General features: G+C 39.9%; 22 protein-coding genes. 17 read left to right on the forward strand and 5 right to left on the reverse strand.

What is annotated here, in order from left to right:
• The first annotated feature begins 64 nt into the window (after window positions 1–64).
• Window positions 65–511, forward strand: a complete 447-nt coding sequence (locus NC797_RS09085) for a CBO0543 family protein (RefSeq protein ID WP_272436461.1) — start codon at window positions 65–67, stop codon at window positions 509–511.
• Here the strand turns inward: NC797_RS09085 and NC797_RS09090 are convergent.
• Window positions 508–810, reverse strand: a complete 303-nt coding sequence (locus NC797_RS09090; protein ID WP_272436462.1) for a YggT family protein — start codon at window positions 808–810, stop codon at window positions 508–510. The two genes, NC797_RS09085 and NC797_RS09090, sit on opposite strands and share 4 nt — an antisense overlap.
• Window positions 811–1,130: 320 nt before the next feature.
• On the opposite strand from NC797_RS09090, the gene NC797_RS09095 reads away from it, so the two are divergent.
• The 7 genes from NC797_RS09095 (at window position 1,131) to NC797_RS09125 (ending at window position 9,386) form a co-directional block, all read left to right on the forward strand.
• Window positions 1,131–1,331: a cold-shock protein gene (locus NC797_RS09095; RefSeq protein ID WP_272436463.1), complete on the forward strand. Its 201-nt coding sequence runs from the start codon at window positions 1,131–1,133 to the stop codon at window positions 1,329–1,331.
• Window positions 1,332–1,682: 351 nt separating this feature from the next.
• On the forward strand, window positions 1,683–3,548 hold the full coding sequence (locus NC797_RS09100; RefSeq protein WP_272436464.1) for a GAF domain-containing sensor histidine kinase: 1,866 nt from the start codon (window positions 1,683–1,685) through the stop codon (window positions 3,546–3,548).
• A complete protein-coding gene (locus NC797_RS09105; protein WP_272436465.1) occupies window positions 3,526–4,173 on the forward strand; it encodes a response regulator in 648 nt (215 codons plus the stop codon). Before NC797_RS09100 ends, NC797_RS09105 begins: the two co-directional genes overlap by 23 nt.
• A 507-nt stretch (window positions 4,174–4,680) precedes the next feature.
• Window positions 4,681–4,962 (forward strand): hypothetical protein, encoded by a 282-nt coding sequence (locus tag NC797_RS09110; protein WP_272436466.1) that lies wholly within the window; start codon window positions 4,681–4,683, stop codon window positions 4,960–4,962.
• Between the two features lie 11 nt (window positions 4,963–4,973).
• Complete coding sequence (locus tag NC797_RS09115; protein ID WP_272436467.1) at window positions 4,974–6,212, forward strand: S-layer homology domain-containing protein; 1,239 nt, start codon at window positions 4,974–4,976, stop codon at window positions 6,210–6,212.
• A 245-nt stretch (window positions 6,213–6,457) separates the two neighbouring features.
• A complete protein-coding gene (locus NC797_RS09120; RefSeq protein WP_272436468.1) occupies window positions 6,458–8,926 on the forward strand; it encodes a S8 family serine peptidase in 2,469 nt (822 codons plus the stop codon).
• 175 nt (window positions 8,927–9,101) lie between these two features.
• The gene (locus NC797_RS09125) at window positions 9,102–9,386 is read left to right on the forward strand and encodes a DUF6922 domain-containing protein (RefSeq protein ID WP_272436469.1); all 285 of its coding nucleotides are present in this window, start codon (window positions 9,102–9,104) and stop codon (window positions 9,384–9,386) included.
• On the opposite strand, the gene NC797_RS09130 is transcribed toward NC797_RS09125, so the two are convergent.
• Together NC797_RS09130 and NC797_RS09135 are read right to left on the reverse strand one after the other, a co-directional pair.
• A complete protein-coding gene (locus tag NC797_RS09130) occupies window positions 9,383–10,387 on the reverse strand; it encodes a TIGR00341 family protein (protein ID WP_272436470.1) in 1,005 nt (334 codons plus the stop codon). The genes NC797_RS09125 and NC797_RS09130 overlap by 4 nt on opposite strands.
• A 91-nt stretch (window positions 10,388–10,478) precedes the next feature.
• A complete protein-coding gene (locus NC797_RS09135) occupies window positions 10,479–10,976 on the reverse strand; it encodes a metallophosphoesterase family protein (RefSeq protein WP_272436471.1) in 498 nt (165 codons plus the stop codon).
• A gap of 775 nt (window positions 10,977–11,751) precedes the next feature.
• Here NC797_RS09135 and NC797_RS09140 point away from each other — a divergent pair.
• Complete coding sequence (locus NC797_RS09140; RefSeq protein WP_272436472.1) at window positions 11,752–13,104, forward strand: TrkH family potassium uptake protein; 1,353 nt, start codon at window positions 11,752–11,754, stop codon at window positions 13,102–13,104.
• 51 nt (window positions 13,105–13,155) lie between these two features.
• Here the strand turns inward: NC797_RS09140 and ytzI are convergent, their stop codons facing one another.
• The gene (gene ytzI / locus NC797_RS09145; protein ID WP_417168700.1) at window positions 13,156–13,314 is read right to left on the reverse strand and encodes a YtzI protein; all 159 of its coding nucleotides are present in this window, start codon (window positions 13,312–13,314) and stop codon (window positions 13,156–13,158) included.
• Window positions 13,315–13,519: 205 nt separating this feature from the next.
• Between ytzI and NC797_RS09150 the strand changes: the two genes are divergently transcribed.
• The 3 genes from NC797_RS09150 to NC797_RS09160 all read left to right on the forward strand — a co-directional run bounded on the left by NC797_RS09150 (window position 13,520) and on the right by NC797_RS09160 (window position 15,262).
• Window positions 13,520–13,672 carry a hypothetical protein gene (locus NC797_RS09150; protein ID WP_272436473.1) on the forward strand — a complete coding sequence of 51 codons (153 nt, stop codon included), beginning with the start codon at window positions 13,520–13,522 and terminating at the stop codon, window positions 13,670–13,672.
• Between the two features lie 312 nt (window positions 13,673–13,984).
• Window positions 13,985–14,488 carry a G/U mismatch-specific DNA glycosylase gene (gene mug / locus NC797_RS09155; RefSeq protein WP_272436474.1) on the forward strand — a complete coding sequence of 168 codons (504 nt, stop codon included), beginning with the start codon at window positions 13,985–13,987 and terminating at the stop codon, window positions 14,486–14,488.
• 15 nt (window positions 14,489–14,503) lie between these two features.
• Window positions 14,504–15,262: a (S)-benzoin forming benzil reductase gene (locus NC797_RS09160; protein WP_272436475.1), complete on the forward strand. Its 759-nt coding sequence runs from the start codon at window positions 14,504–14,506 to the stop codon at window positions 15,260–15,262.
• Window positions 15,263–17,125: 1,863 nt separating this feature from the next.
• On the opposite strand, the gene hpaB is transcribed toward NC797_RS09160, so the two are convergent.
• Window positions 17,126–18,565 (reverse strand): 4-hydroxyphenylacetate 3-monooxygenase, oxygenase component, encoded by a 1,440-nt coding sequence (gene hpaB, locus NC797_RS09165; RefSeq protein WP_272436476.1) that lies wholly within the window; start codon window positions 18,563–18,565, stop codon window positions 17,126–17,128.
• Between the two features lie 599 nt (window positions 18,566–19,164).
• Between hpaB and map the strand changes: the two genes are divergently transcribed.
• The 5 genes from map to NC797_RS09190 all read left to right on the forward strand — a co-directional run bounded on the left by map (window position 19,165) and on the right by NC797_RS09190 (window position 22,416).
• Entirely contained in the window at window positions 19,165–19,920 is a 756-nt protein-coding gene (map, locus tag NC797_RS09170) for a type I methionyl aminopeptidase (protein ID WP_272436477.1), read from the forward strand.
• A 90-nt stretch (window positions 19,921–20,010) separates the two neighbouring features.
• Window positions 20,011–20,775: a cobalamin-binding protein gene (locus tag NC797_RS09175; protein WP_272436478.1), complete on the forward strand. Its 765-nt coding sequence runs from the start codon at window positions 20,011–20,013 to the stop codon at window positions 20,773–20,775.
• A 40-nt stretch (window positions 20,776–20,815) separates the two neighbouring features.
• A complete protein-coding gene (locus tag NC797_RS09180) occupies window positions 20,816–21,544 on the forward strand; it encodes an AzlC family ABC transporter permease (RefSeq protein ID WP_272436479.1) in 729 nt (242 codons plus the stop codon).
• Complete coding sequence (locus NC797_RS09185) at window positions 21,541–21,834, forward strand: AzlD domain-containing protein (RefSeq protein ID WP_272436480.1); 294 nt, start codon at window positions 21,541–21,543, stop codon at window positions 21,832–21,834. Before NC797_RS09180 ends, NC797_RS09185 begins: the two co-directional genes overlap by 4 nt.
• A 51-nt stretch (window positions 21,835–21,885) precedes the next feature.
• A complete protein-coding gene (locus tag NC797_RS09190; RefSeq protein ID WP_272436481.1) occupies window positions 21,886–22,416 on the forward strand; it encodes a GNAT family N-acetyltransferase in 531 nt (176 codons plus the stop codon).
• The last annotated feature ends 21 nt before the right edge of the window (window positions 22,417–22,437 follow it).

Here is a 22,437-nt window from a genome sequence, read left to right on the forward strand (position 1 = left end):
TTTACCGACTTTTTGAACACGCATAACTAGAATTCAATGAAAGGAATTCAGGAAGGAACCACTTATGGTTTTTTTGCTTATATCTGTAATTTTTTCTAATGTTGTTGCTTATATTGTTCCAAAACACATGACTAGGATAGAAGTCTATTCAACTGCGCTATTTTCCCTTTCCTTAGGATTAACTGTTGATATGGTATTGGATGTTTATCTTAATGTCTACGGTTATTTGGAAGAAGGGTTCCAATTTACAGGACTAGTAACGAATGTAGGATTATTCCCCGCAATGGGCATCCTTTTTCTTAATTTTTACCCAGCACAAAAGGGCTTATTTAAAAAGACTTTTTATTTTATTATGTGGACTGCCTTCAGTTTACTTTATGAATGGGCAGCACTTATAAGTGGATTCTTTTACCATAGTGGGTGGAACCTATGGTATTCGGCATTCACTTATCCCTTGCTTTTATGGTTACTTCTTCTTCATCGGTGTTTTATTCGAAAAAAACCGGTTTAACTTCTCGTCTTTCCATCAAACATCATAATAAGTTCTGTCAGAAAGTAGCCAATTAGTGTATAAACAATTAACGCAAATAAGGAGGAAAATTCAATGATGAACCCTCCGTCTAAAGATCTGGTTGGGAAAATTCCTTCAAATGGATAAAGTAAAGGTGCACTAGTCTGATAGGTCCAGCTAACAAAGGGTGCAACCTCATTTGCCCCAAATAATTTTAAAACAATACGTAACCCTAAGATAAACTGAGCTATACCGATGACAAGATTAATTAAATAAACAATGACTGGTCTTCCTTTCATCTGTTCCCTTCTCCTTTCTTAAAGAGGATGTTCAGATACTCCCGATGGATAAATTTTCGTAAACCTTATTTTGAGTTTGGTGACTTTTTGAATATCCATCCTCTTATATTCCCGTAATTAAATTTTGTAAAACCTTCTTAGTGCGTTTCAAAAGTCGCCGAATTAGAAGGTCGACTAAGGTCGCCACGTCCTGTCGATGCAAAAATGCCATACATGGAAACAGTTTATAAAAAATGTTTTATTTTTAATTAATTGGTTATAATAAAACTGCAAGTTACATTGCAATTTTATGTATAGGAACATGCTAGGAGGCAACAAAAATGGAAAATGGAAAAGTAAAATGGTTTAATGCTGACAAAGGCTTTGGCTTTATCGAGCGAGAAGACGGAGATGACGTTTTTGTTCATTTCTCTGCTATTCAAGGTGAGGGTTTCAAGACTTTGGATGAAGGACAAGAGGTCACTTTTGATATTGAAGAAGGTCAACGTGGTCCACAAGCGACTAACGTTAGCAAAGCATAGCATACTAAAAACCATAAGCTTAAAAACAAACAGACTTCTTATGGGGTCTGTTTGTTTTTATTGGTATGTAATAACGGATCTACTGGTTCGTCACGTCCAACGCTGATGTACAGGACGTACCTAGAGCCGATGAGGTGCGTTTTTTATGATCAAAAGGAGGACATTACTACCAAAGTAGTAATTGATTTACATCTAAAAGGTAATAGCATTTAAATTTGTACATTGGGATAATAGGGAACGAGGCTCGGAAAGAGTCTTGCCGGATTGGTAAGTGAGAGATCATTCGACCAGTCCGGCTTTTTTATGTTAATATTTTCTAAGATACAAAAATTCAGAAAATGAACGGTGAGGGTGATTAAATTGAAAAAATTGTCCCATCTTCAGCAAGAAAAGCATGCTAGTTTGTTTATGATCACTATATCCATTTGTGGATGGTTGGTAGTTATTCGTAGTTTTTTTAACGTATACCCACCAAATGAATGGTATATTCTAGGACTTCTTGTTATTTATTTAGTCATTACTGAATATTTCCCCATTCCGGTTTGGAGGGGTTTTTCAACGATCAACTTTCCGATCATATACGTCATTTACTTATTGTACGGCACCTCATACGCTATTGTGTTATTTGCGGGAGTCGTTTTATTGATCAACCTAATGCAACGACGACCTCTCCGAATTGTAAGTTTTAATCCCGCTCAATATGTATTTAGCTTCTTTATTGCAGTTATCACAACTGAATTTATGATGACCAACCTTACTGGACTACAGGAAGGGACTTTATCATTTGGGTTAACAAAGTATTTTTTCGTCCTCGTTCTTTTCTACGTTTTAAACAATATTTTAATTGACCTAGTTCTTTTGATACGTCCTCAGAAATATACGGCAAAGGCTTGGAAACAAAAATCATTGACCGAAACAATGAGTGCTATAATTTCATTTGTCTATGGTATGCTATTTTTCTTTTTAGGAAGTCAAAATAGAGGGGAAATTGATGGCTTCACCTATTTTTTCTTCTTTTCGCCGTTAGTTGGTATTTCGATGCTCAGCTCGGTGATAGTTCGGTTAAGAAAAGAAAAGAATCGGCTCAAGGCATTATTCTCGATTACGAGCGAATTGAACAAAATGCTGCCAACAAGAAAATGGCTAGGAAGCTTAAAATATAAATTTCGTGAATTTATTGATGTCGATGCCAGCATGTTTTGGGTGAAAGGAAAAGAAAAATGGGATTGTCTCTATACAGATGGGCTTATTAATCAAGATGCTACGCTCTCACTTACTGATTTTTTGCAGTTCGAAAAAATGAAGGAACCCGTTTGCTATCATGATGGTAGAAAAGTAAATGGGGTTGCAGCTAATTGTTTTAGTAAAGATTTAAAAGCCTTCGTTTACGCTCCTCTTGTTATTGATGGCGAAACGGTTGGGATGTTTATTGTTAGTCGTAGTCGCACGAAGAGCTTTTATGAGGATGACATTCAATCTATTGCAACGTTAGCAAATCAACTTGCAGTAGCAATTAAAACGAGAACACTTATTTCAGAACAAGAAAAACGCCTTATTTTAGAAGAACGTAACAGAATTGCTAGGGAAATTCACGATGGTGTTGCCCAGACACTTGCTGGGGCTCTGATGAATCTGGAAACGATACAAATGAAAGTTTCTAGTAAACCAGAAGAGACGTTGAAATTATTGGATGACAGTATCCGTAAGATGAGAATGATTTTGAAAGATGTCAGGGAATCTATTTACGCCTTGAGGCCTGATCCTACTGCACGGGTTGGTCTTGCATCCGCGATTGTAAAAAAGATTGATACGATTGAGAACGTTCATGATTTAGAGGTATCGTTTGAAATTAGGGGAAAGGAGGTAGGCCTAAGTTCACTCGTTGAAAAGGTAATGTTTGATACATTTCAAGAGAGTCTTCAAAACTGTATGAAGCACGCAAACGCAACAAAGATCACGATCCTTTTAAGTTATCAGATGGAGCATATCCTGCTAAGAGTAAAGGATGACGGTGTCGGTTTCTCATTATTTCACGCCATGATTAGGGCACGAAACAAGCCGCACTTTGGGATTCTGTCGATGAATGAAGCAGCTGATAAAATTAATGCATCCTTGCAAATTGAAAGTAAAGAAGGAAGTGGAACAGAGATAACGCTAACGGTACCCAAGATGGGGGTAGAAGGAGGAGAAGCGAATGATCAAAGTGATGTTAGTTGATGACCATGCTGTGTTACGAGACGGACTTAAAAATATCCTTGAAATGGCGAATGATCTTACCGTTGTTTGTGAAGCGGTTTCAGGTGATGAAGCATTGTTAAAGCTGAAAAAATGTGATCCAGATATTGTGTTAATGGACATTAACATGCCCAATACGGATGGAATTACAGTGACGGAAATTATCAAGAAAAAGTATCCAAATATAAAAATTGTGATACTTACAATGTACAATCACGATGAGTACTTTATGTCGGCCATCAGGGTAGGAGCGGATGGGTATTTATTAAAAGATGCTCCGTCTGAACAGGTTGTGGAAGCAATCCGGCAAGTGGCCAAAGGAGAATCTGTCATTCACCCTTCCATGACAAAAAAACTACTAACCTTTCATCAACAAAGCCAGGAAAAGCCAAAAGGGAATCAATTGACAGAACGGGAAAAAGAGGTGCTCATGTGTCTAGTTGAGGGCTTAAGCAACAAGGAGATTGCCGAACGCCTATTTATTAGTGATAAGACGGTAAAGATTCACGTTAGTAAGGTTTTCAAAAAATTAAATGTAAAAAGCCGTTCTCAAGTTGTGATTCATGCGGTCCAAAACCAGCTCGTTCCATTGCCACCTAGTTCTTAAATAGACTTTCAGAATTCACCGAGTTAGGCGGCTCAACACTTTTATTGAGTCGTCATTTTATTCTTCCTCCCCCTTTTTGTAAGGGGATTTTTTATGTTGAATCATACGAATTGTTAATTGATTATTCAACATAAATTGCTTCTGGCAACGCAGTGGAAAAACACTCGCTTTCCGCGGGCAACGCCTCAGCCTCCTCGGAAGAAAAACGCTTCCTGCGGGGTCTTCACCTGTTGCTTTTCCCGCAGGAGTCTCGCATTTTTCCACTGCTAAGGTACTGTGTTTTTAATGTAGCTCATGATGCTGAAGCTATTTAGCAACTGATTGACTATAAACAGGTGGAACCTATTATCGATCTAGATAAATGTGCAAAGAAAAATTTAGAATCTTGTTTCACCGCCAAGTATGGAAGGACGCGTTAGGTTTCTTTGGCGTATCTATTTTTGAAAATACCTTGAAAACAGCCTTTTACCAACTAAATTATCACTATTTCAAGTGACTTTTTGGAAAGTGATAAGGTTTCACTCTAGAAATCGAGTCTATAAAAACAAGATAGCCGTTACATATGTCAACGCCATTACAGATGTTCTTGTTAACTTCAATCGTGCCAAACATTTTGCCTTTGCTACATATACGAAAGAAAAACGTTCAGGCCATAGCAAAAGAAATAAATCCGTCCATCTCACCGTCAAAGAACGTTTTGGTCTTGATGACTACTATGCAAACAGTGCCGTGCAAGAAATGATGCAGAAACGATTGATCCAGCCTATCTTCCCTATTATACGACATTAAGCGGAACATCGATGGCAGCACCTCATGTCGCTGGTATCATTGCTCTAATGCTAGACGCAGATCCAACCCTTTCTCCACTAGAGGTGAAAAAATTGTTGCAGCAAACAGCAACAAATATACCTGGACGCGAAGCATGGGAGGTTGGTGCAGGTTATGTAAATGCCTATGCTGCAGTCGATGCTGCTTTTACTTCTCGTGATTACGGATCAACAGTAAATAAGAACACTACATTTCAAGCGAATGTCGATATGGAAGTGAATCGTGAAAATTTCTCGATGGACTACGATCCAATAAATACATCAGATAACACATACTCTGTACAGATCGAGGAAGGGTTAACAGAGTTTGCTGCGCGAATTTATGCAAGGGGATTACTTGAGGAAACGGGTAATACAATTAACCTTGTGCTTACATCGCCCGATGGTACGACATATAGCTCAGGAATTTATGTAGCATTCCCTTTGTACCAAGATCGAACCGTCCAAGTAGTGAACCCAATTCCAGGAACATGGACAATTACACTTGAAGGCTTGGAAGGGTTAGCCTTACCAGAAACAGTGAATGGCGAATTGACATTTAAACAAGCCAAAGGGTTTACTGGTCTTTCGGACATCAGTGGGCATTCAGCTGAAGCGGCAATCAAACTGGGTGTGAGTGAACGACTACTAGATAGTAATAAAGATAATATGTATGAACCAGATAAAGCACTATTGAGAAAAGATTTAGCTAAATATCTTGTAATGGGTGCTGGTGTTAGACAGTTTCTACCACTGAATAGGGAACCATCCTTTAAAGATGTAAAACAAGCGTATCTACCGTTTGTTGAGGCTGTGTTTGCAAAAGGGGCAGCATTAAAGGACATATCACAAGTTAATCAAGGAATCATGGACAGAACAGGGACAGATAAATTTTCGCCAAACAAAGATGTAACTCGTGCGGATCTAGCTTTTTCGCTTGTTCAAAGTCTTGGTTTAGAAGAACAAGCTATGGAGCTAAATGGGGATTCGTTAACCGTTCAATACAAAGGGGAAAGAATACCGATCAAAGATGCGGCCGATGTACCAAATGAATTACGTGGCTATGTTCAGTTAGCACTTGACATGAATATCATGAACGCGTACTTTTCAAGTACCCAAAACCCATATGACTTAGAACCGACAATGGAAGCATCATTTGCGCCTAGTGAAACAGTGACAAGAGGTGACTTTGCCGTTATGATCTCGAGGTATTTTTCGGCATATCAACAATAAGTTTAGAAGAGCCCGTATGGTAATGGTGTCATACGGGCTTTTCTATGATCGATTTCTTTTGAACAAAATGCCGTAGCGAAAGAATAGGTATCGAATTAGACAATTTTAGTAGTACCATACTACTTTCGTACGATTTGTATTTCGTTTTTGTACTAGGAAATTTTAGAACCTTTGCTGAATAGGCATATCGATTGAAATGACAGATAATGAAAGGGATAGAAATAAAATAGGAAAGGAGCAATTTAATGAAACGTCTTACTTATGTTTTCTTAATGGCAGTTTTACTTATTCCTATGTTTGCTAACTATCAGGAGGTTAAAGCAACATCATCGACTGTCATAGGGCCAGTTTTATCCAAAGAACTGACAACAGGAGAGGGGCCGTTTGAAGTAATTGTTACTTTTAACGGTGATGGGGCTCCAACTACAGAGCAAGTGGACATATTGGAAAAGCTCGATATTGAGACAGGAGTCATGCTGCAATCCTTACCAATGGCGGGGGTTATGGCAACAAAAGAACAAATTCAAAATCTCTCAGACAACAGCGAAGTTCGCTCGATATACCTTAATAAAAAACTGGAGTATTTTAATGCAGATTCCACCTCAATAACAGGTGTGGACAAAGTTCGGACAGACGACCGAATGAGAAAGGAAAACGGTGGTTTACCTGTATCTGGAACAGGAATTGGTGTTGTTATAAATGACAGTGGTGTGGATGGCACGCACAAAGACCTAGAGTTCGGCAAAAATTTGGTTCAAAATGCATTGGGAACAACAAATTTAAATAGCCTTTCACCTGGTTTACTACCTATCACATATACAGAAGATGTCGTGAATACCGACTCTAACTCTGGTCACGGTACACATGTTGCTGGAACAGTAGGTGGGACGGGTGCCATGTCTGGTGGGAAATACGAAGGTGTTGCCCCAGGAGCAGATTTAATTGGATATGGGTCAGGAGCAGCATTGTTCATACTAGACTCAATTGGTGGATTTGACTATGCGATAACGAATCAAAGTGAATACGATATTCGTGTTATCACTAATTCTTGGGGATCCTCAGGTGAATTTGATCCGAATGACCCTGTAAATATAGCAAGTAAGGCAGCGTACGATCGAGGCATTACTGTATTATTTGCAGCTGGAAATTCTGGACCTGGTGAAAATACACACAATCCTTACGCTAAAGCACCATGGGTAATTTCAGTTGCTGCTGGTGTCAAGGATGGAACACTAGCGGATTTCTCATCTAGAGGAACAAAAGGGGTAGGTGGTACGTTCGAAATGGACGGTGAAACCTGGACCTGGAAAGATCAACCAACCATTACTGCACCTGGAGTTGATATTGTTTCAACACGAGCTTTAGCACCGGTAAGTTCTTTGGCTCTAGATCAAGATGCAGAATACATTGAAACAGCCTATTTGCCGTATTATACTACGATGAGTGGAACGTCAATGGCAACACCACATGTTGCAGGCATTGTTGCCCTTATGTTAGAAGCAAATCCACTTCTCTCTCCAGATGAAGTAAAGCAAATGTTACAAGAAACAGCCACGAACATGCCTGGATACGAAGCGTGGGAAGTAGGAGCAGGTTACGTTAATGCGTATGCTGCAGTGGATCGTGCAATGTTTGGCAAGGAGTATGGGAAAACAGTTAACCTATTTAACTCGTTCAATAGCAAGGTAAATTCTAGTGTAACTCGTTCAGATTTCACTGTGGATTACAATCCATTAACATATGTTTCGGATAACCAATATGAATTCCAAGTTGAAGCAGGCTTAAGTAGTTTAGTCGCACAAGTGAATGCGCAAGGCCTGTTGGAAGAGACAGGAAATCCTATTAATCTCGTATTAATAGCCCCTGATGGAACAGAATATAGTTCTGGTATTAGTTTACTGTTCACCTTATATTACGATCGAACAGTGTCTGTGAATTCGCCAATGGAAGGTACTTGGAAGGCGGAAATTCGAGGGCTAAGGGGAGCAGAAGAAAATACGACTGATGGAACTGCTCTACCAGAACAAGTGCAAGGAACGCTCTCTTTTTCAGAGGTAAGTGGATACTCAGGATTAGGGGATATAGCAGACAATCCAGCGGCATCTGCTATTCAAATGGGTGTTAAAGAAAGATTGTTTGATGGTTATGAAAGTGGCAAATTTAAACCTGATCAAAAATTAATAAGAAGTGAATTAGCGCGGTATCTTGTGATGGGTGCTGAAATTCGCCAATCCTTGCCAACTAGTGGATCGACGTTTACTGATGTTTCTAGTGAGGATAATCCATTTGTTGAAGCGGTAACGGCACAAGGTGCAGCTTTCCGTGATCAGCAGCAAATAGATAGTGGAGTAATGCTTCCGAAAGCAGATGGCACATTTGCTCCAGATGACAATGTAACTCGGGCGCAGTTAGCCTATTCCCTTGTCCAAAGCTTGGGACTTCAAGAACAAGCAAAATCATTTTCAGGCGAACTTACTGTACAATATAAAGATGAGCGAATTGCAATAGAAGATAGTGCAGACGTTCCCGAAAATTTAAAAGGATATGTCCAGTGGGCATTAGATTTAAATATTATCAATGTAAAGTTTACTGTTACGCAAGAAGCATATGATTTAGAACCAACTGTCCACGCCTACTTTTATCCTACCAAGGACGTATCGCGTGGAGACTTCGCAGTAGCGATGACAAGATATTTCAATGCTTTTTTAAATTAGAGTGAGCGATTCTGGAACTGACATGGTGAAGGTGCCTTAAGGTGCTTTTTGTGTCGGTTCTTTTTTTGTGTTTTGATAAAGGATGAATTTTGGTATGATTGAAATATAAGAAAGTGTAATATTAAGTGGATGCATAAGAATTCACAAATGGATAATGAGAATAGGTGGTATGTATATGTTACATGACAAATATATTCCTGAGATATTTAAGCCGTTTTTTTGGGATGTTGACATAAAAACAATTGACTTAGAGTTCAATCGTATTTACGTTATAGAAAGATTGTTAAATCATGGAGATCATCGCACATTACGTTGGTTGTTTTCTATCTATTCACTTGGTGATATCCGTGAAGCAGTATGCGTCGGAAGAAATTTTTCTTTAAAAACTGCCCGGTATTGGCAACACTTTTTTCATTTGAGCGAGGGGGGATGCGGTGTTTTGGAATTGGGGGATCTCTAAAAATTGATGACATAGATTAAAACTGCTAACAGAGTGACAAAAAATACAATAAAAAACAAAGAATATGTTCGAGAGGTGTTTGCTGTCTGAATTTCTTTCCAATTGATTGGCTTGATTCCGCTAAGCCAAAAGACGAGAATGGTCGACAGAAGAATCGAGCTAATATTTACGGATACTAACAGAAGTGGCGTGATCGCTTCCGCCCATCTTGCCGCCCCTATAAACAACCCAAAAACAACTGCAGGTGGAAGTGTTGCAACCGAGATCATTACGCTCACACCAAAAAGTGCCTCAGAGCTTCGTTTGACAAACGACAGAGCCCCTGCCGCTCCTGATGCCATTGCAATGAGAATATCAATATAATCTATTTCTGTATTTGCCAAGAAGCCTTGGCTATCCATGGGGAGTGGAAAAAAGAAGCCAGTAACTGCAGCAATACATACTGCAATTGTTAAACCGTATAGAAAGGTTAATACGGACTGACGTATTAACGGATAGTCTCCAAGCACAGAGGCAAATCCGGCGGCAGTAAATGGCCCTAATAGTGGTGAAATGACCATTGCACTGATTACAATTAATTGATTATCCTTGATTATTCCAGATGTTGCAACAATCGCTGCTAAAAGAATAAACCATGTAAATCCCCATGTAATCCCACTAGAAGATTGCACTGCGGAATAGAGCTCTTGTCTACTTGCTCTTGTAATTTCGTCCACTTCATTTTTTGATTCTGGCTTTTTCTTTTTATCATCGTTCTGTTGTGGAATATACGTCTGCAATGAAAATAATAATGCTCTTAAATTTGCGTTATATTTTGCCTCTCTTTGCAAAAAATCTAGTATTTGTTCGGAATACTCGGTCCTTACCAATATCCTTAATAATGAGTATTTTTCTGATTCATTTGACGTCCAATGAGATACAACAGTAAAGTCGCTTAGTTTTTTATGAAATGAATCCAGTGAATCTTTTGGTACATATACTTCAATTAGCTGAAAATTCATCCGTTATATCCCTCCAAAAAACAAATAATCCCATATTTAGGTTTGGATTTATGGAGGGGTTTTATGCATGATCCAGAAATGTGGGTTCTCTTTAGGTTTTATCAGAAAAAAACACATGCTTAATGGAGACAGGTTCCATTATATCAATTATTCCATATGAGTACTCAGACTGTCTGCGCTTATCTGTCGGAGATCCAGGATTGAAAAGTGTGATATCTTCCCACTTTTTAAGTACAGGAATATGGGAATGCCCATAGATAATGATATCAACGCTATCCTCTTGAAACATTTCAAGTGCCCGCTTTTCCGTCGTTTTTCCTTTCCCATTCCCGTGAGTAAGGCCAATCGTCACATGTTGGAATTGAAGTAGTTTCCGTTCCCCAAATTTTTTAATTAGCTCGTCTCCGTCTACATTTCCAGCCACCCCATCAACAGGGGCAAACTGTACAAGCTCCTTATAAACATCAAGTGTTTGCCAATCACCTGTATGCAAAATTAAATCAACAGATTCCAGTCCGCGTTTCAATTGCTCTGGCAATTTTTTTGCGCGCTTTGGTATATGGGTATCCCCAATTACAGCAATTTTCAATGTTCTTCATCCCCTTTTTCATGTGTTCCTTGTGGATATAAGTATGGAAGAATAACGGAACCTTTACAAGTTGTGGGGAAAGGTCTTTCAACCGGTCTGAGATTAGGATCGGACTTTAGACGTAGAAAAGTTCGTTCTGTCTACCGTTATTTGAAAAGTAGAATCAAACTATAATGAAGTCAAGTAAGGCAAACAAAAAAAGGAGAGATAACTGTATGAATGAATTTGAACTGGAGTACCAAATCAACGAACGACGACCTAGGTGACGTTATAGAAGGAAGGGGGAATGGCAAATGTTTAATGATTATGAACTTGAAAAATTAATGGAAGATCTTCGCATAAAGTGAAACTTCAATCAGTGGGGGGATTCGTTCTTCCCCCACTGATTGTTAGTTGAACCAATCGGACCTTTACGGGCAGTTTATCCCCCACTTATCTTTCTTATTAACTTCCTCGAAATCTTGAAGTGGGGGTATTACTGCCCGTTAAGGCGGGATAAAATAATGAATAAGTAAAGGAAGAAACCGATGCATGATCTTGATAGGATGAATACCTAAATTTGCAGCGGCTATCTTATGCCCGCCGAGCCTGGGATAGCAGCCCCCCCTCCCCTTCGTAATACTCAACTACGCCCCCAGAATACTCAACTAGCCAGAAAAATAAAAGTTTGGTATTTTAAACGTTGAAGTTGTCGTATATACTGTACATTATGTTCCGTGTTTTGTTTTATATATTTATAATGCGTGAATTTAGTATGTACACTGGGGAGATTTAGATGATAAAACCAAAATTAAAAAGTTTAACTACCATTCATCATATTGTCCTGTATTACTTTTTAGCAGTTTGCGTGTCTACCTTACTTTTAAGTATTCCACTTTTTCAACAAAAGGGAGTATCTTTGTCGTTTATCGATATATTATTTACCGCAGTTAGCGCAATTAGTGTGACAGGATTAACCGTTGTGTCAACAGCAGATACTTTTAATGCTGGCGGCTACATTGCACTAGCTGTTGTCCTTCAATTTGGTGGCATTGGAATCATGACGTTAGGCACGTTTATATGGATACTACTTGGGAAAAAAATAGGGCTGCGTGGTAGACAATTGATTCGAATTGACCAAAATCGGACAACATTGTCTGGCTTGGTTAAATTAATGCTAAAAATACTTCAAATCGTACTGACCATCGAACTAGTTGGAACACTTATTCTTAGTACATACTTTTTAAAATATTTTGATTCGTGGCAAGAAGCATTACTGCAAGGATTTTTCGGTGCGGTAAGCGCAACGACAAACGCAGGATTTGATATCACTGGTTCGTCCTTGCTCCCTTTTGCAAATGATTATTTTGTCCAATTTATTAATATGGTTTTACTTATTCTAGGCGCTATCGGTTTTCCTGTTTTAATTGAGCTTCAGGAGCTTCTAAGCGGTAAATACCGAGACATTAATGATAAATACCACTTTTCTTTATTTACGAAACTTACATCCGTTACATTTTTTGCACTCGTTGTTCTAGGTGCTTTGCTCATTTATGTGTTAGAAAGAACTTCATTTTTTGCCGATAAAGCATGGCACGAAACACTTTTCTATAGCTTATTCCAATCCATTACTGCGAGGAATGGAGGTTTAGCAACGATGGATGTAAGTGAATTTACAATTCCAACACTGCTTGTTATTAGTGGATTAATGTTCATTGGTGCTTCTCCTAGTAGTGTTGGTGGTGGAATTCGAACGACCACGTTTGCAATTATGTTATTGTCGATTTTTAACTATGCCAAAGGAAATTCTAGCATCAAAATATTTGGGAGGGAACTTGATAATGAAGATATCATTCGATCTTTTATCGTGATCACGACTGCGACCATGCTTTGTGCAACAGCAATAATCCTCTTAACCTATACGGAGGACTTTTCTTTCATTGCGATTTTGTTTGAAGTAACTTCTGCATTTGGAACTACTGGTTTGTCCATGGGAATTACTGCTGATTTAAGTATGTTTGGTAAAATAATTATTATATTTCTTATGTTTGTAGGTAGAATTGGGATCTTCTCCTTTTTATTCCTGATGAGAGGGAAAGAAACGCCAGACTTATATCATTATCCAACAGAAAAGGTGATTATTGGCTAATTACTTTTCGATTACAACAAAATGAGAGGCTGCCTAAATCCGCAACCTCTACTATTCGTCCTGTTGATTCTGATCCTCATTTATTTTGTCTTGCGGAAGTGGATCGATCTTGTGTTGGTAAGAATAGCCCTTATTTATCGTTAATATGCTAAGGCCTAACACCATAAGTACGATAAAAAATCCAATAATAAAAATAACGATCATACCCATTTAAATTCCCCTTTAGTTATGTGATACAGGTACCTAAGTTAAAGAACCCCTATCATGATCATAACGTTGTTCAGGGCTTTGGACAACTTCAAAATTTCGTCATCCTGATTCCCCGATGTTTCAGTTTGCTGAAATGATTCGCATGGTTGTAAATGGTATAGGTAAACCCAAAAAGGGAAAGATACTGTAAAAAGGAGAGATCATGTTGTCTGAGAAAAATCGAAAGGAACCCAAATTTGAACGCAGCTATGAGTCTGATGGTGAGATGAGTAAGAAGAAAATTGATAAATCGAAAGCAAGAAAACCAAACGCGCAAGATGAAAGTCTTTTTTTTAACATAACGGAGTCAAGTGAATAAATGTATTTTTTGCTTTTAGGGCATGAAACACCTTATGATCAATATAAGTGCGTGTTCAAAAAGTCGGCAAATTAGAAGCAAGCAGATCGAGGCGGCGTAGTTTTGAGTAACGGAACGTATGCTTTTAATACGTGAGTAACGGAAAAACAAGCCATTTAAGGAATACAGGCTAAGACCGCCACGTCCTGTGGCAACGCCTGCATGACCCACATCGTGTGGACCCGAGATGCGCAGCTTATCATTTGGTGACTTTTTGAACATCCTCTATAAGGTGTTTTCGTATGTTTTTTTCTATTAATAGGAGTGAAGACGTTGAAGGAAATCCCAGATCGATTAAAGAAAAACCTTAATATATTGTTTGTTGGATTCAATCCAAGTATTCGCTCCTCACAAACAGGCCATCACTATGCCAATCCGAGCAATAGATTTTGGTCTATACTTTATCAATCGGGATTAACTCCTAAAAAATTCACACCTGATGAGGACGAAAAACTGTTAGAATTGGGGCTGGGATTAACCAACATTGTAGCTAGACCAACAAAAGGGGCCGCAGATATTAAAAAACTGGAATACGAACATGGAAGTATGTTATTGCAGAAAAAGATTATAGAATACAAGCCAAAAGTAGTTTGCTTTGTAGGAAAAGGTGTGTACCAGGAATACGCAAAAAAACGTAACGTTTCATGGGGAAAACAAGACCACCCATTTTCTTCTAGAGAAGCGATTGAATTTGTAGCACCTTCCTCGAGCGGCTTGGTTAGAATGAAAATGAATGAAATTGTGGATATTTATCGTCAATTAAATAATTACATTTAGAGAGGTGGGGAAAAAATGCAATATGCTGTCGTTACAGGTACTTCTAGAGGGTTAGGAGAATCTATTGCAAAAAAATTAATGAAAATTGGTATTCATATTATTGGTGTGTCTAGAAACGAAAATGAAGGATTGGCTCTGTATGCCAAAGAATGTGGGACCTCCTATGTACACGTTCCATGTGACATACGTAATCCCAAGCAGGTGGAGGAAGTATTTACAAAGATAGGGGAGACCGTTTTTGATCAACGTCCAGAACTTGTTTATTTGATTAATAATGCAGGCGTAGTGGAGCCGATTGATCATGTTGGAAATCTAGATGCAATGAAGTTATCCGATCATGTTAATGTAAACCTTTTGGCTCCAATGGTTATTACGAATCTTTTCCTACAAAGAGCAGAGCAGACTGCTACTTGTTTAATTACAGTTAATGTAACTTCAGGTGCAGGCGAAAGTGCTGTTTACGGGTGGAGTGCCTATTGTAGCACAAAGGCTGGATTAAATAGGTATACGGAGACAGTAGCTTTGGAACAAGAAGAACGGGGAACAAACAATAAAACAATTGCCTTTAGTCCCGGAATCATGGACACTAAAATGCAAGATCAAATTCGGTCATCAACAGAAGATGCATTTAAAGAAGTAGAAAAATTCAAGCAATACAAAGAAAATAATCTACTCAAATCAACAGATAGGATAGCAGGTGCACTTGCCGACCTTCTTAGAGATGGCAACAAGCTCCAAAACGGAAAAATCTATTATGTCAAAGAACTACTATAAAATTTTTGGGAATCATGGTCCTAGGTTCAGCAACAGTTTTAAATCTAGTCCGAAAATCAATCCAGCGCGTCGTCATCTGAGTTATGAGGACGCAAACAGGGCCGAAAACCAATCCAACGCGTCGTCATCCGAGTTATGAGGACGCAAACAGGGCCGAAAACCAATCCAACGCGTCGTCATCCGAGTTATGAAGACGCAAACAGGGTCGAAAATCGACTCAACGCGTCGTCATTTGAGTGATGAGGACGCAAACAGGGTCGGAAACCGATTCAACGCGTCGTCATCCGAGTTATGAGGACGCAAACAGGGCCGAAAACCAATCCAACGCGTCGTCATCCGAGTTATGAGGACGCAAACAGGGTCGGAAATCGACTCAACGCGTCGTCATCCGAGTTATGAGGACGCAAACAGGGTCGGAAACCGATTCAACGCGTCGTCATCCGAGTTATGAGGACGCAAACAGGGCCGAAAACCAATCCAACGCGTCGTCATCCGAGTTATGAGGACGCAAACAGGGCCGAAAACCAATCCAACGCGTCGTCATCCGAGTTATGAGGACGCAAACAGGGCCGAAAATCAATCCAGCGCGTCGTCATCTGAGTTATGAGGACGCAAACAGGGTCGAAAACCAATCCAACGCGTCGTCATTTGAGTGATGAGGACGCAAACAGGGTCGAAAACCAATCCAACGCGTCGTCATCCGAGTTATGAGGACGCAAACAGGGTCGGAAATCGACTCAACGCGTCGTCATCCGAGTTATGAGGACGCAAACAGGGTCGGAAATCGACTCAACGCGTCGTCATCCGAGTTATGAGGACGCAAACAGGGTCGGAAACCAATCCAACGCGTCGTCATCCGAGTTATGAAGACGCAAACAGGGTCGGAAATTGACTCAACGCGTCGTCATCCGAGTTATGAGGACGCAAACAGGGTCGGAAACCGATTCAACGCGTCGTCATCCGAGTTATGAGGACGCAAACAGGGCCGAAAACCAATCCAACGCGTCGTCATCTGAGTTATGAGGACGCAAACAGGGCCGAAAACCAATCCAACGCGTCGTCATCCGAGTTATGAGGACGCAAACAGGGCCGAAAACCAATCCAACGCGTCGTCATCCGAGTGATGAGGACGCAAACAGGGCCGAAAACCAATCCAACGCGTCGTCATCCGAGTGATGAGGACGCAAACAGGGTCGAAAATCGACTCAACGCGTCGTCATTTGAGTGATGAGGACGCAAACAGGGTCGAAAACCAATCCAGCGCGTCGTCATCTGAGTTATGAGGACGCAAACAGGGTCGAAAACCAATCCAACGCGTCGTCATCCGAGTTATGAGGACGCAAACAGGGCCGAAAACCAATCCAACGCGTCGTCATCTGAGTTATGAGGACGCAAACAGGGTCGGAAACCGATTCAACGCGTCGTCATCCGAGTTATGAGGACGCAAACAGGGCCGAAAATCGACTCAACGCGTCGTCATCCGAGTTATGAGGACGCAAACAGGGCCGAAAATCGACTCAACGCGTCGTCATCCGAGTTATGAGGACGCAAACAGGGCCGAAAACCAATCCAACGCGTCGTCATCTGAGTTATGAAGACGCAAACAGGGCCGAAAACCAATCCAACGCGTCGTCATCTGAGTTATGAGGACGCAAACAGGGTCGGAAACCGATTCAACGCGTCGTCATCTGAGTTATGAGGACGCAAACAGGGTCGAAAATCGACTCAACGCGTCGTCATCCGAGTTATGAGGACGCAAACAGGGCCGAAAATCGATTCAACGCGTCGTCATCTGAGTTATGAGGACGCAAACAGGGCCGAAAACCAATCCAACACGTCGTCATCCGACTGATGAGGCTGCAATCAACTTTTATCTAAAAAATCCTGAATATGCTTTGTATACTTTTCTTTGTTGTAGGTGCAATAAAGGTCACTTGTTAGCCTGACAGGATCACCAAAGAAGAATCGTTCATAAAGTGTTTGCCGTGTTCCAAATGCACTCATCGTCATATCCCACGCAAGTCGAAACAGCTTTACACGCTCTTCTGCATTTTTTGCTTTACTTTGTAAATAACGATCCAGATCCGTTCGAATTTCTGAATTAAAATCGTTTTCAGTAGGTAAAGAAACGAACCCACTAGCACCGAGCTGCTGTACAATTTCTCCAAAACGAGGGTACATTTTTGGGAAGTAAGTGATAGCAACTTTTAGTGGAACAGTGCTTGGGCGCATACATCCCCACTGGTCCATCTCTGCGTCCAATTCAGATTGAACCAACAATGCTTTCATCGTTTCCAAGCCAACAATCACTTCGGCAACTTTTTCTTGAACGTGCTGGTATTCACTGATATGAATTGCATCGACCAACTGCTGAACAACTCCTAAAACGAATTCTGTCTTTACCACTTGTCTTGCTACAACTTGATGAAGAGCAAAGGGCTGAAAAGAACTGTCGTTTACAAATGTACGAGCAGCGTCCACATTTTCATAATAAAAAACGCGATCCCAAGGAACGAGTACATGATCAAAAACGACGACACTATCCATTTCTTCAAATCGTGAACTGAGTGGATAATTAAAGGAGGATTGGCCGTGAACAAACGATTCTCTGCATATGAATTTCAGTCCAGTTGTATCACTTGGAATGGAAAAGGCAAATGCTTGGCTGTTGTTTGTAACCCCACCCGTTGCTAATACGATTATTTCATCTGTTATTCCGCCTTGTGTAGCTAGTAATCGCGCCCCTTTTATGAGTAGTCCATCCTTTGTTTTATCAACTATTCTTGCAGATATGGCTTCTTCAGGATCTTCTATATATAATTGCGATCTATTTACTTGAGGATTAATAAAGGTATGTGTGAAGGATAGATCCTTTTCTCTTGCATATTCATAAAAGCGTACAACATTATCTGGAAATACATGTTCCATACCCTTTAAAAGTGGAGAGGAGGAAGCTAATGCCATAAGTATCGTATTCATGTAATCTGGGCTACGTCCCATCATGCCACCACTAGCTTTAGCCCATTCCTGTATCATCTTTCTCCTTTTTAAAAGGTCATCCTTTGTTCTGGGCTGCATGAAAGAGGTACCAATTTGGTTCCCGGTAGTAGGGGAGGTATAGGTCATCAGTTCTACTAAGTTTTTGTCGTACTGTAAATCATATAAGTGTGCTTGCGTCTTCATAACACCGCCAAATGCGAGGCTTTCTGACTTTTTTCCTTTTAGTTTACTCCCATCGATCCATACTGTTGTATCTAATTGATCCACTCGTTCCATGTAATTCTTGCCAGTAATTGCAGGCATATTACACACTCCTCAATAAGCATTCTAGTATATATGGTTTTGTATATCTTATTGGGAAAACAAAATGGGTGTTACTCTCATTTTAACGGGGTAATAAAAGTTTCCAGATTGAGGAAGGGGAGACAGAGATTTCGTCAAGATACTTAATTCTCGCGAAAATAAAATTGGACGACAGCCTGTTTTCTTTAAGAGGATGTTCAAAAAGTCACCAAATGATTAGCTGCGCATCTCTTCGTTGGCTTGTTTTTCCGTTGCTCACGTATTAAAAGCATATCCTTAGAAAAAGAAGAACACTTTTTCTTCGTGCGAGGTAATGCTTTCGAAGCAACAAGCTTTCGCTGCGCTACTCAAAACTACGCCGCCTCGACCTGCTTGCTTCTAATTCGGCGACTTTTTGAACACGCACTTTAATGAATATGGAACTGTACATTATTGGTATAATTGTAAATGCAACAATCCAACCTTCCTAAACTTTGTAGAGTTAATTCAACATGGTGTAGGTAAAAGTATGATAAAATTTTAGACGGGATCTAGTGAAATTTTTTTTAACTGTTACGTACAATAGGATAGAATGTGCAGAAATAGGAGTGAGAAAATCAATGATTACAAGAAAAAGCGAACGGGAGATTACTTTAATGCATGAAGCCGGAAAGCTATTAGCCTCCTGTCATAAAGAAATCGCTAAGCGAATCAAACCAGGAATCACAACGATGGAAATTGAACAATTTGTAGAACGATTCTTGGGAAAACACGGCGCTACACCAGAACAAAAAGGTTACAATGGTTATCAATATGCAACATGTGCTTCGATCAACGATGAGATTTGTCATGGATTTCCTAGGAAAGAGCCGCTAAACAATGGTGATATTGTAACGATTGATATGGTTGTTAATTTAAATGGCGGGTTAGCAGATTCAGCATGGACTTACGCAGTCGGTGAAATAGATGCACCAACGAAAAAACTATTAGATGTAACAAAAACCTCCCTATATAAAGGAATTGAACAGGCACAAGAAGGTAACAGAATTGGAGACATTGGTCATGCGATCCAAACATATGTAGAAGCAGAAGGGTATTCTGTTGTCCGAGATTTTACGGGTCATGGGATTGGTAAAACGATACATGAGGATCCGCATATTCCACATTTTGGTGAGCCAAACAAGGGTCAACGTTTAAAAGAAGGCATGGTTGTTACAATTGAACCTATGGTGAACACTGGATTCTGGGCAAGCCAAATGGATGATAATAATTGGACTGCTAGAACGATTGATGGATCTCTGTCTGCTCAGTATGAACATACAGTTGTTATTACAAAGAATGGTCCGAGGATTCTAACGGATCAAGACGACATTTAATCAAGGACAGGAAGAGGGGTTGAACATCATTTTATTATCTGCCATGACCGATCACTCTTCATGGGAAATTGAACAGTAGGAGGGGTTAAGGTGCGAGTTGTATCGATCTGCCCAAGTAATACGGAGCTTGTTGAATATCTCGGAGAAATACACAAATTGGTGGGTGTTGACGATTATTCCGATCACCCTCCAGCTATCTTGGATTTATCTAGGGTAGGTCCTGATTTATCCATCGATATGAATAAAGTAGAAAAATTGAAACCAGACCTTGTACTTGCATCGTTAAGTGTCCCGGGAATGGAGAAAAATATTGAAGAATTGGAACGACGCAGGATACCGTTCATCATTTTAAACCCAAATTCATTAGAAGAAATTGCTCAGGATATTCAAACCGTTGCAGAAGCATTGGGGTGCAATGAAAAAGGGGAAATAAAAGCAAAGGCATTTCGCCAAAAGCTATTAGACTATAAAAGACAAGTAGATGATTCTAAAAAGCAAAGCCTATATTGGGAATGGTGGCCTAAGCCTGTTTTCACCCCAGGAGGACGGAATTGGCTAACAGAAATTAGTACACTTGCGGGTTGCTACAATATTTTTGAAACAGCAGATCAGGCAAGTGTGCAGACAGATTGGGAAGAAGTGCAAAAGAGAGACCCTGATCATATTTGTATGGTATGGGTAGGAGTTAAAACAGAGAAAATGCGACCTGAATTGGTCATTCGACGTCCTGGATGGGAGAGCATGCGATCCATCCAACAAGGCAATATCCATGTGTTAGAAGAATCGCTATTTTGCCGACCTTCACCAAGATTACTTCAAGGAATAGAAAAACTTACGCAAATCATGAGTAAGTAACTCTGCTGTCGCTTTGTATTATATTTAAAGGGGAACGTATATGTTATCTAAAGCAATAGAAAAAACACAACCATCACCAGCTTTAGCTATGATACAAAAAGGGCTTTCTAAGGGCTTTCCAATCGTAATAGGCTATCTTCCTATTGCAATTGCATATGGTGTATTAGCGAAACAAGCTGGGATGAGCAACCTTGACTTAACATTAATGAGTGTCCTTGTTTTTGCAGGTGCGAGTCAGTTTATGGCAGCAAATATGGTCATAATTGGATCAGGTGTAATAGAAATAATTATTGCGACATTTGTCTTAAATTTCCGTCATTTTGTGATGAGTTTCTCTTTTATGAACCGTGTCAGGGAAATGGAACTAAAGTGGAAGGCTCCCTTAACATTAGGTTTAACAGATGAAACGTTTGCTGTTTCGTCATTGCATACGGAAGAAGCTAAAAAAGAAAAAGGTGCCTTATTTTATGCAACATTAATGTTCATTGCTTATTCGACTTGGGTCATTGGTTCTCTTTTGGGTGGTTTACTTGGAGATATCATTCCAGAAGCACTTGGTCAAAGTATGGGAATTGCTCTATATGCGATGTTTATTGGCCTGTTAATACCTTCCGTCAAAAAAGAATGGAGAATTGGCTGCGTTGCTGTCATAGCAATGGTTTCTAATTTTCTCTTTAGCCAGTTTCTGGATCAAGGATGGGCTATTGTTCTTGGGACGATTTTAGGCGGATCTAGTGGTATGATTTTATTGAAGGAGGAAAAACGATGATTCTCGCAATGATCATTGGGATGTCGCTTGTAACCATGATCCCACGAGTTATTCCAGCATTTGTCGTGGATAAGCTTCGTTTTCCTAATTGGCTGAACCGCTTATTAAATGCTATTCCATATGCAGCATTAGGAGCACTTATTTTTCCAGGGATTATGAACGTCATTCCAGATAAACCTTATGTTGGATTGATTGGCGGGATAGTTGCAATTATTCTTGCTTATTTCGGCCTTCATGTTATCTATGTTTTGGTAGGATCGATTGTCACGGTATTTTTATTTACATTATAGAGGATGCTCATAATTAAAAGTATAGATACACAGTGTTAGGAGAGTGTGTACATGTATCAGATAAGAAAGGCAGATTTAAAGGACGCAGAAGCCATTGCCCATGTTCATGTGGAAAGCTGGAAATCAACGTATTCGGAATTAATTAATGAAAAAGATTTAACAAACACTACATTCGAGAACAGAAAGGCACTGTGGGAGACCATCTTAAAAATGCCAAAACAAGGTCAAGTGGTCATGGTAGTGGAGGACGAAAACCGTGTGATCGGATTTGTTTCAGGCGGCAAGGAAAGAACAAAACGTTTCGGGTTTGATGGTGAAATCTATGCGATCTACTTACTTGATGATTATCAACGAAAAAAGTTAGGCACGAAGCTATTACAAGCGTTTGTTGCTGAACTAAAGACGTTAGGCTACCGATCGATTCTTGTTTGGGTTCTAACTCAAAACCCATCGAGCAAATTTTACGAAAGACTTGGGGCAGAACCAATTCAAAAAGAGCAAACGACGATTGGGGAAGGTACATATCAGGAAACAGCTTATGGCTGGGAAGATATTAATGAGCTAACTTTTCAGGAAACGTGAGAAAAGGGGATGCATATAACC

It is taken from the genome of Terrihalobacillus insolitus (assembly GCF_028416575.1).
Lineage (GTDB): Bacteria > Bacillota > Bacilli > Bacillales > Amphibacillaceae > Terrihalobacillus > Terrihalobacillus insolitus.

Bases quoted from the DNA above. Each gene is read 5' to 3' on its own strand.
- hpaB (WP_272436476.1), bottom strand. From the start codon at position 18,565: ATGCCTGCAATTACTGGCAAGAATTACATGGAACGAGTGGATCAATTA.
- NC797_RS09085 (WP_272436461.1), top strand. From the start codon at position 65: ATGGTTTTTTTGCTTATATCTGTAATTTTTTCTAATGTTGTTGCTTAT.
- NC797_RS09180 (WP_272436479.1), top strand. From the start codon at position 20,816: ATGTTATCTAAAGCAATAGAAAAAACACAACCATCACCAGCTTTAGCT.
- NC797_RS09130 (WP_272436470.1), bottom strand. From the start codon at position 10,387: ATGAATTTTCAGCTAATTGAAGTATATGTACCAAAAGATTCACTGGAT.
- NC797_RS09125 (WP_272436469.1), top strand. From the start codon at position 9,102: ATGTTACATGACAAATATATTCCTGAGATATTTAAGCCGTTTTTTTGG.
- NC797_RS09140 (WP_272436472.1), top strand. From the start codon at position 11,752: ATGATAAAACCAAAATTAAAAAGTTTAACTACCATTCATCATATTGTC.
- NC797_RS09105 (WP_272436465.1), top strand. From the start codon at position 3,526: ATGATCAAAGTGATGTTAGTTGATGACCATGCTGTGTTACGAGACGGA.
- NC797_RS09190 (WP_272436481.1), top strand. From the start codon at position 21,886: ATGTATCAGATAAGAAAGGCAGATTTAAAGGACGCAGAAGCCATTGCC.
- NC797_RS09120 (WP_272436468.1), top strand. From the start codon at position 6,458: ATGAAACGTCTTACTTATGTTTTCTTAATGGCAGTTTTACTTATTCCT.
- NC797_RS09185 (WP_272436480.1), top strand. From the start codon at position 21,541: ATGATTCTCGCAATGATCATTGGGATGTCGCTTGTAACCATGATCCCA.
- NC797_RS09115 (WP_272436467.1), top strand. From the start codon at position 4,974: ATGGCAGCACCTCATGTCGCTGGTATCATTGCTCTAATGCTAGACGCA.
- NC797_RS09095 (WP_272436463.1), top strand. From the start codon at position 1,131: ATGGAAAATGGAAAAGTAAAATGGTTTAATGCTGACAAAGGCTTTGGC.
- ytzI (WP_417168700.1), bottom strand. From the start codon at position 13,314: ATGGGTATGATCGTTATTTTTATTATTGGATTTTTTATCGTACTTATG.
- map (WP_272436477.1), top strand. From the start codon at position 19,165: ATGATTACAAGAAAAAGCGAACGGGAGATTACTTTAATGCATGAAGCC.
- NC797_RS09160 (WP_272436475.1), top strand. From the start codon at position 14,504: ATGCAATATGCTGTCGTTACAGGTACTTCTAGAGGGTTAGGAGAATCT.
- NC797_RS09090 (WP_272436462.1), bottom strand. From the start codon at position 810: ATGAAAGGAAGACCAGTCATTGTTTATTTAATTAATCTTGTCATCGGT.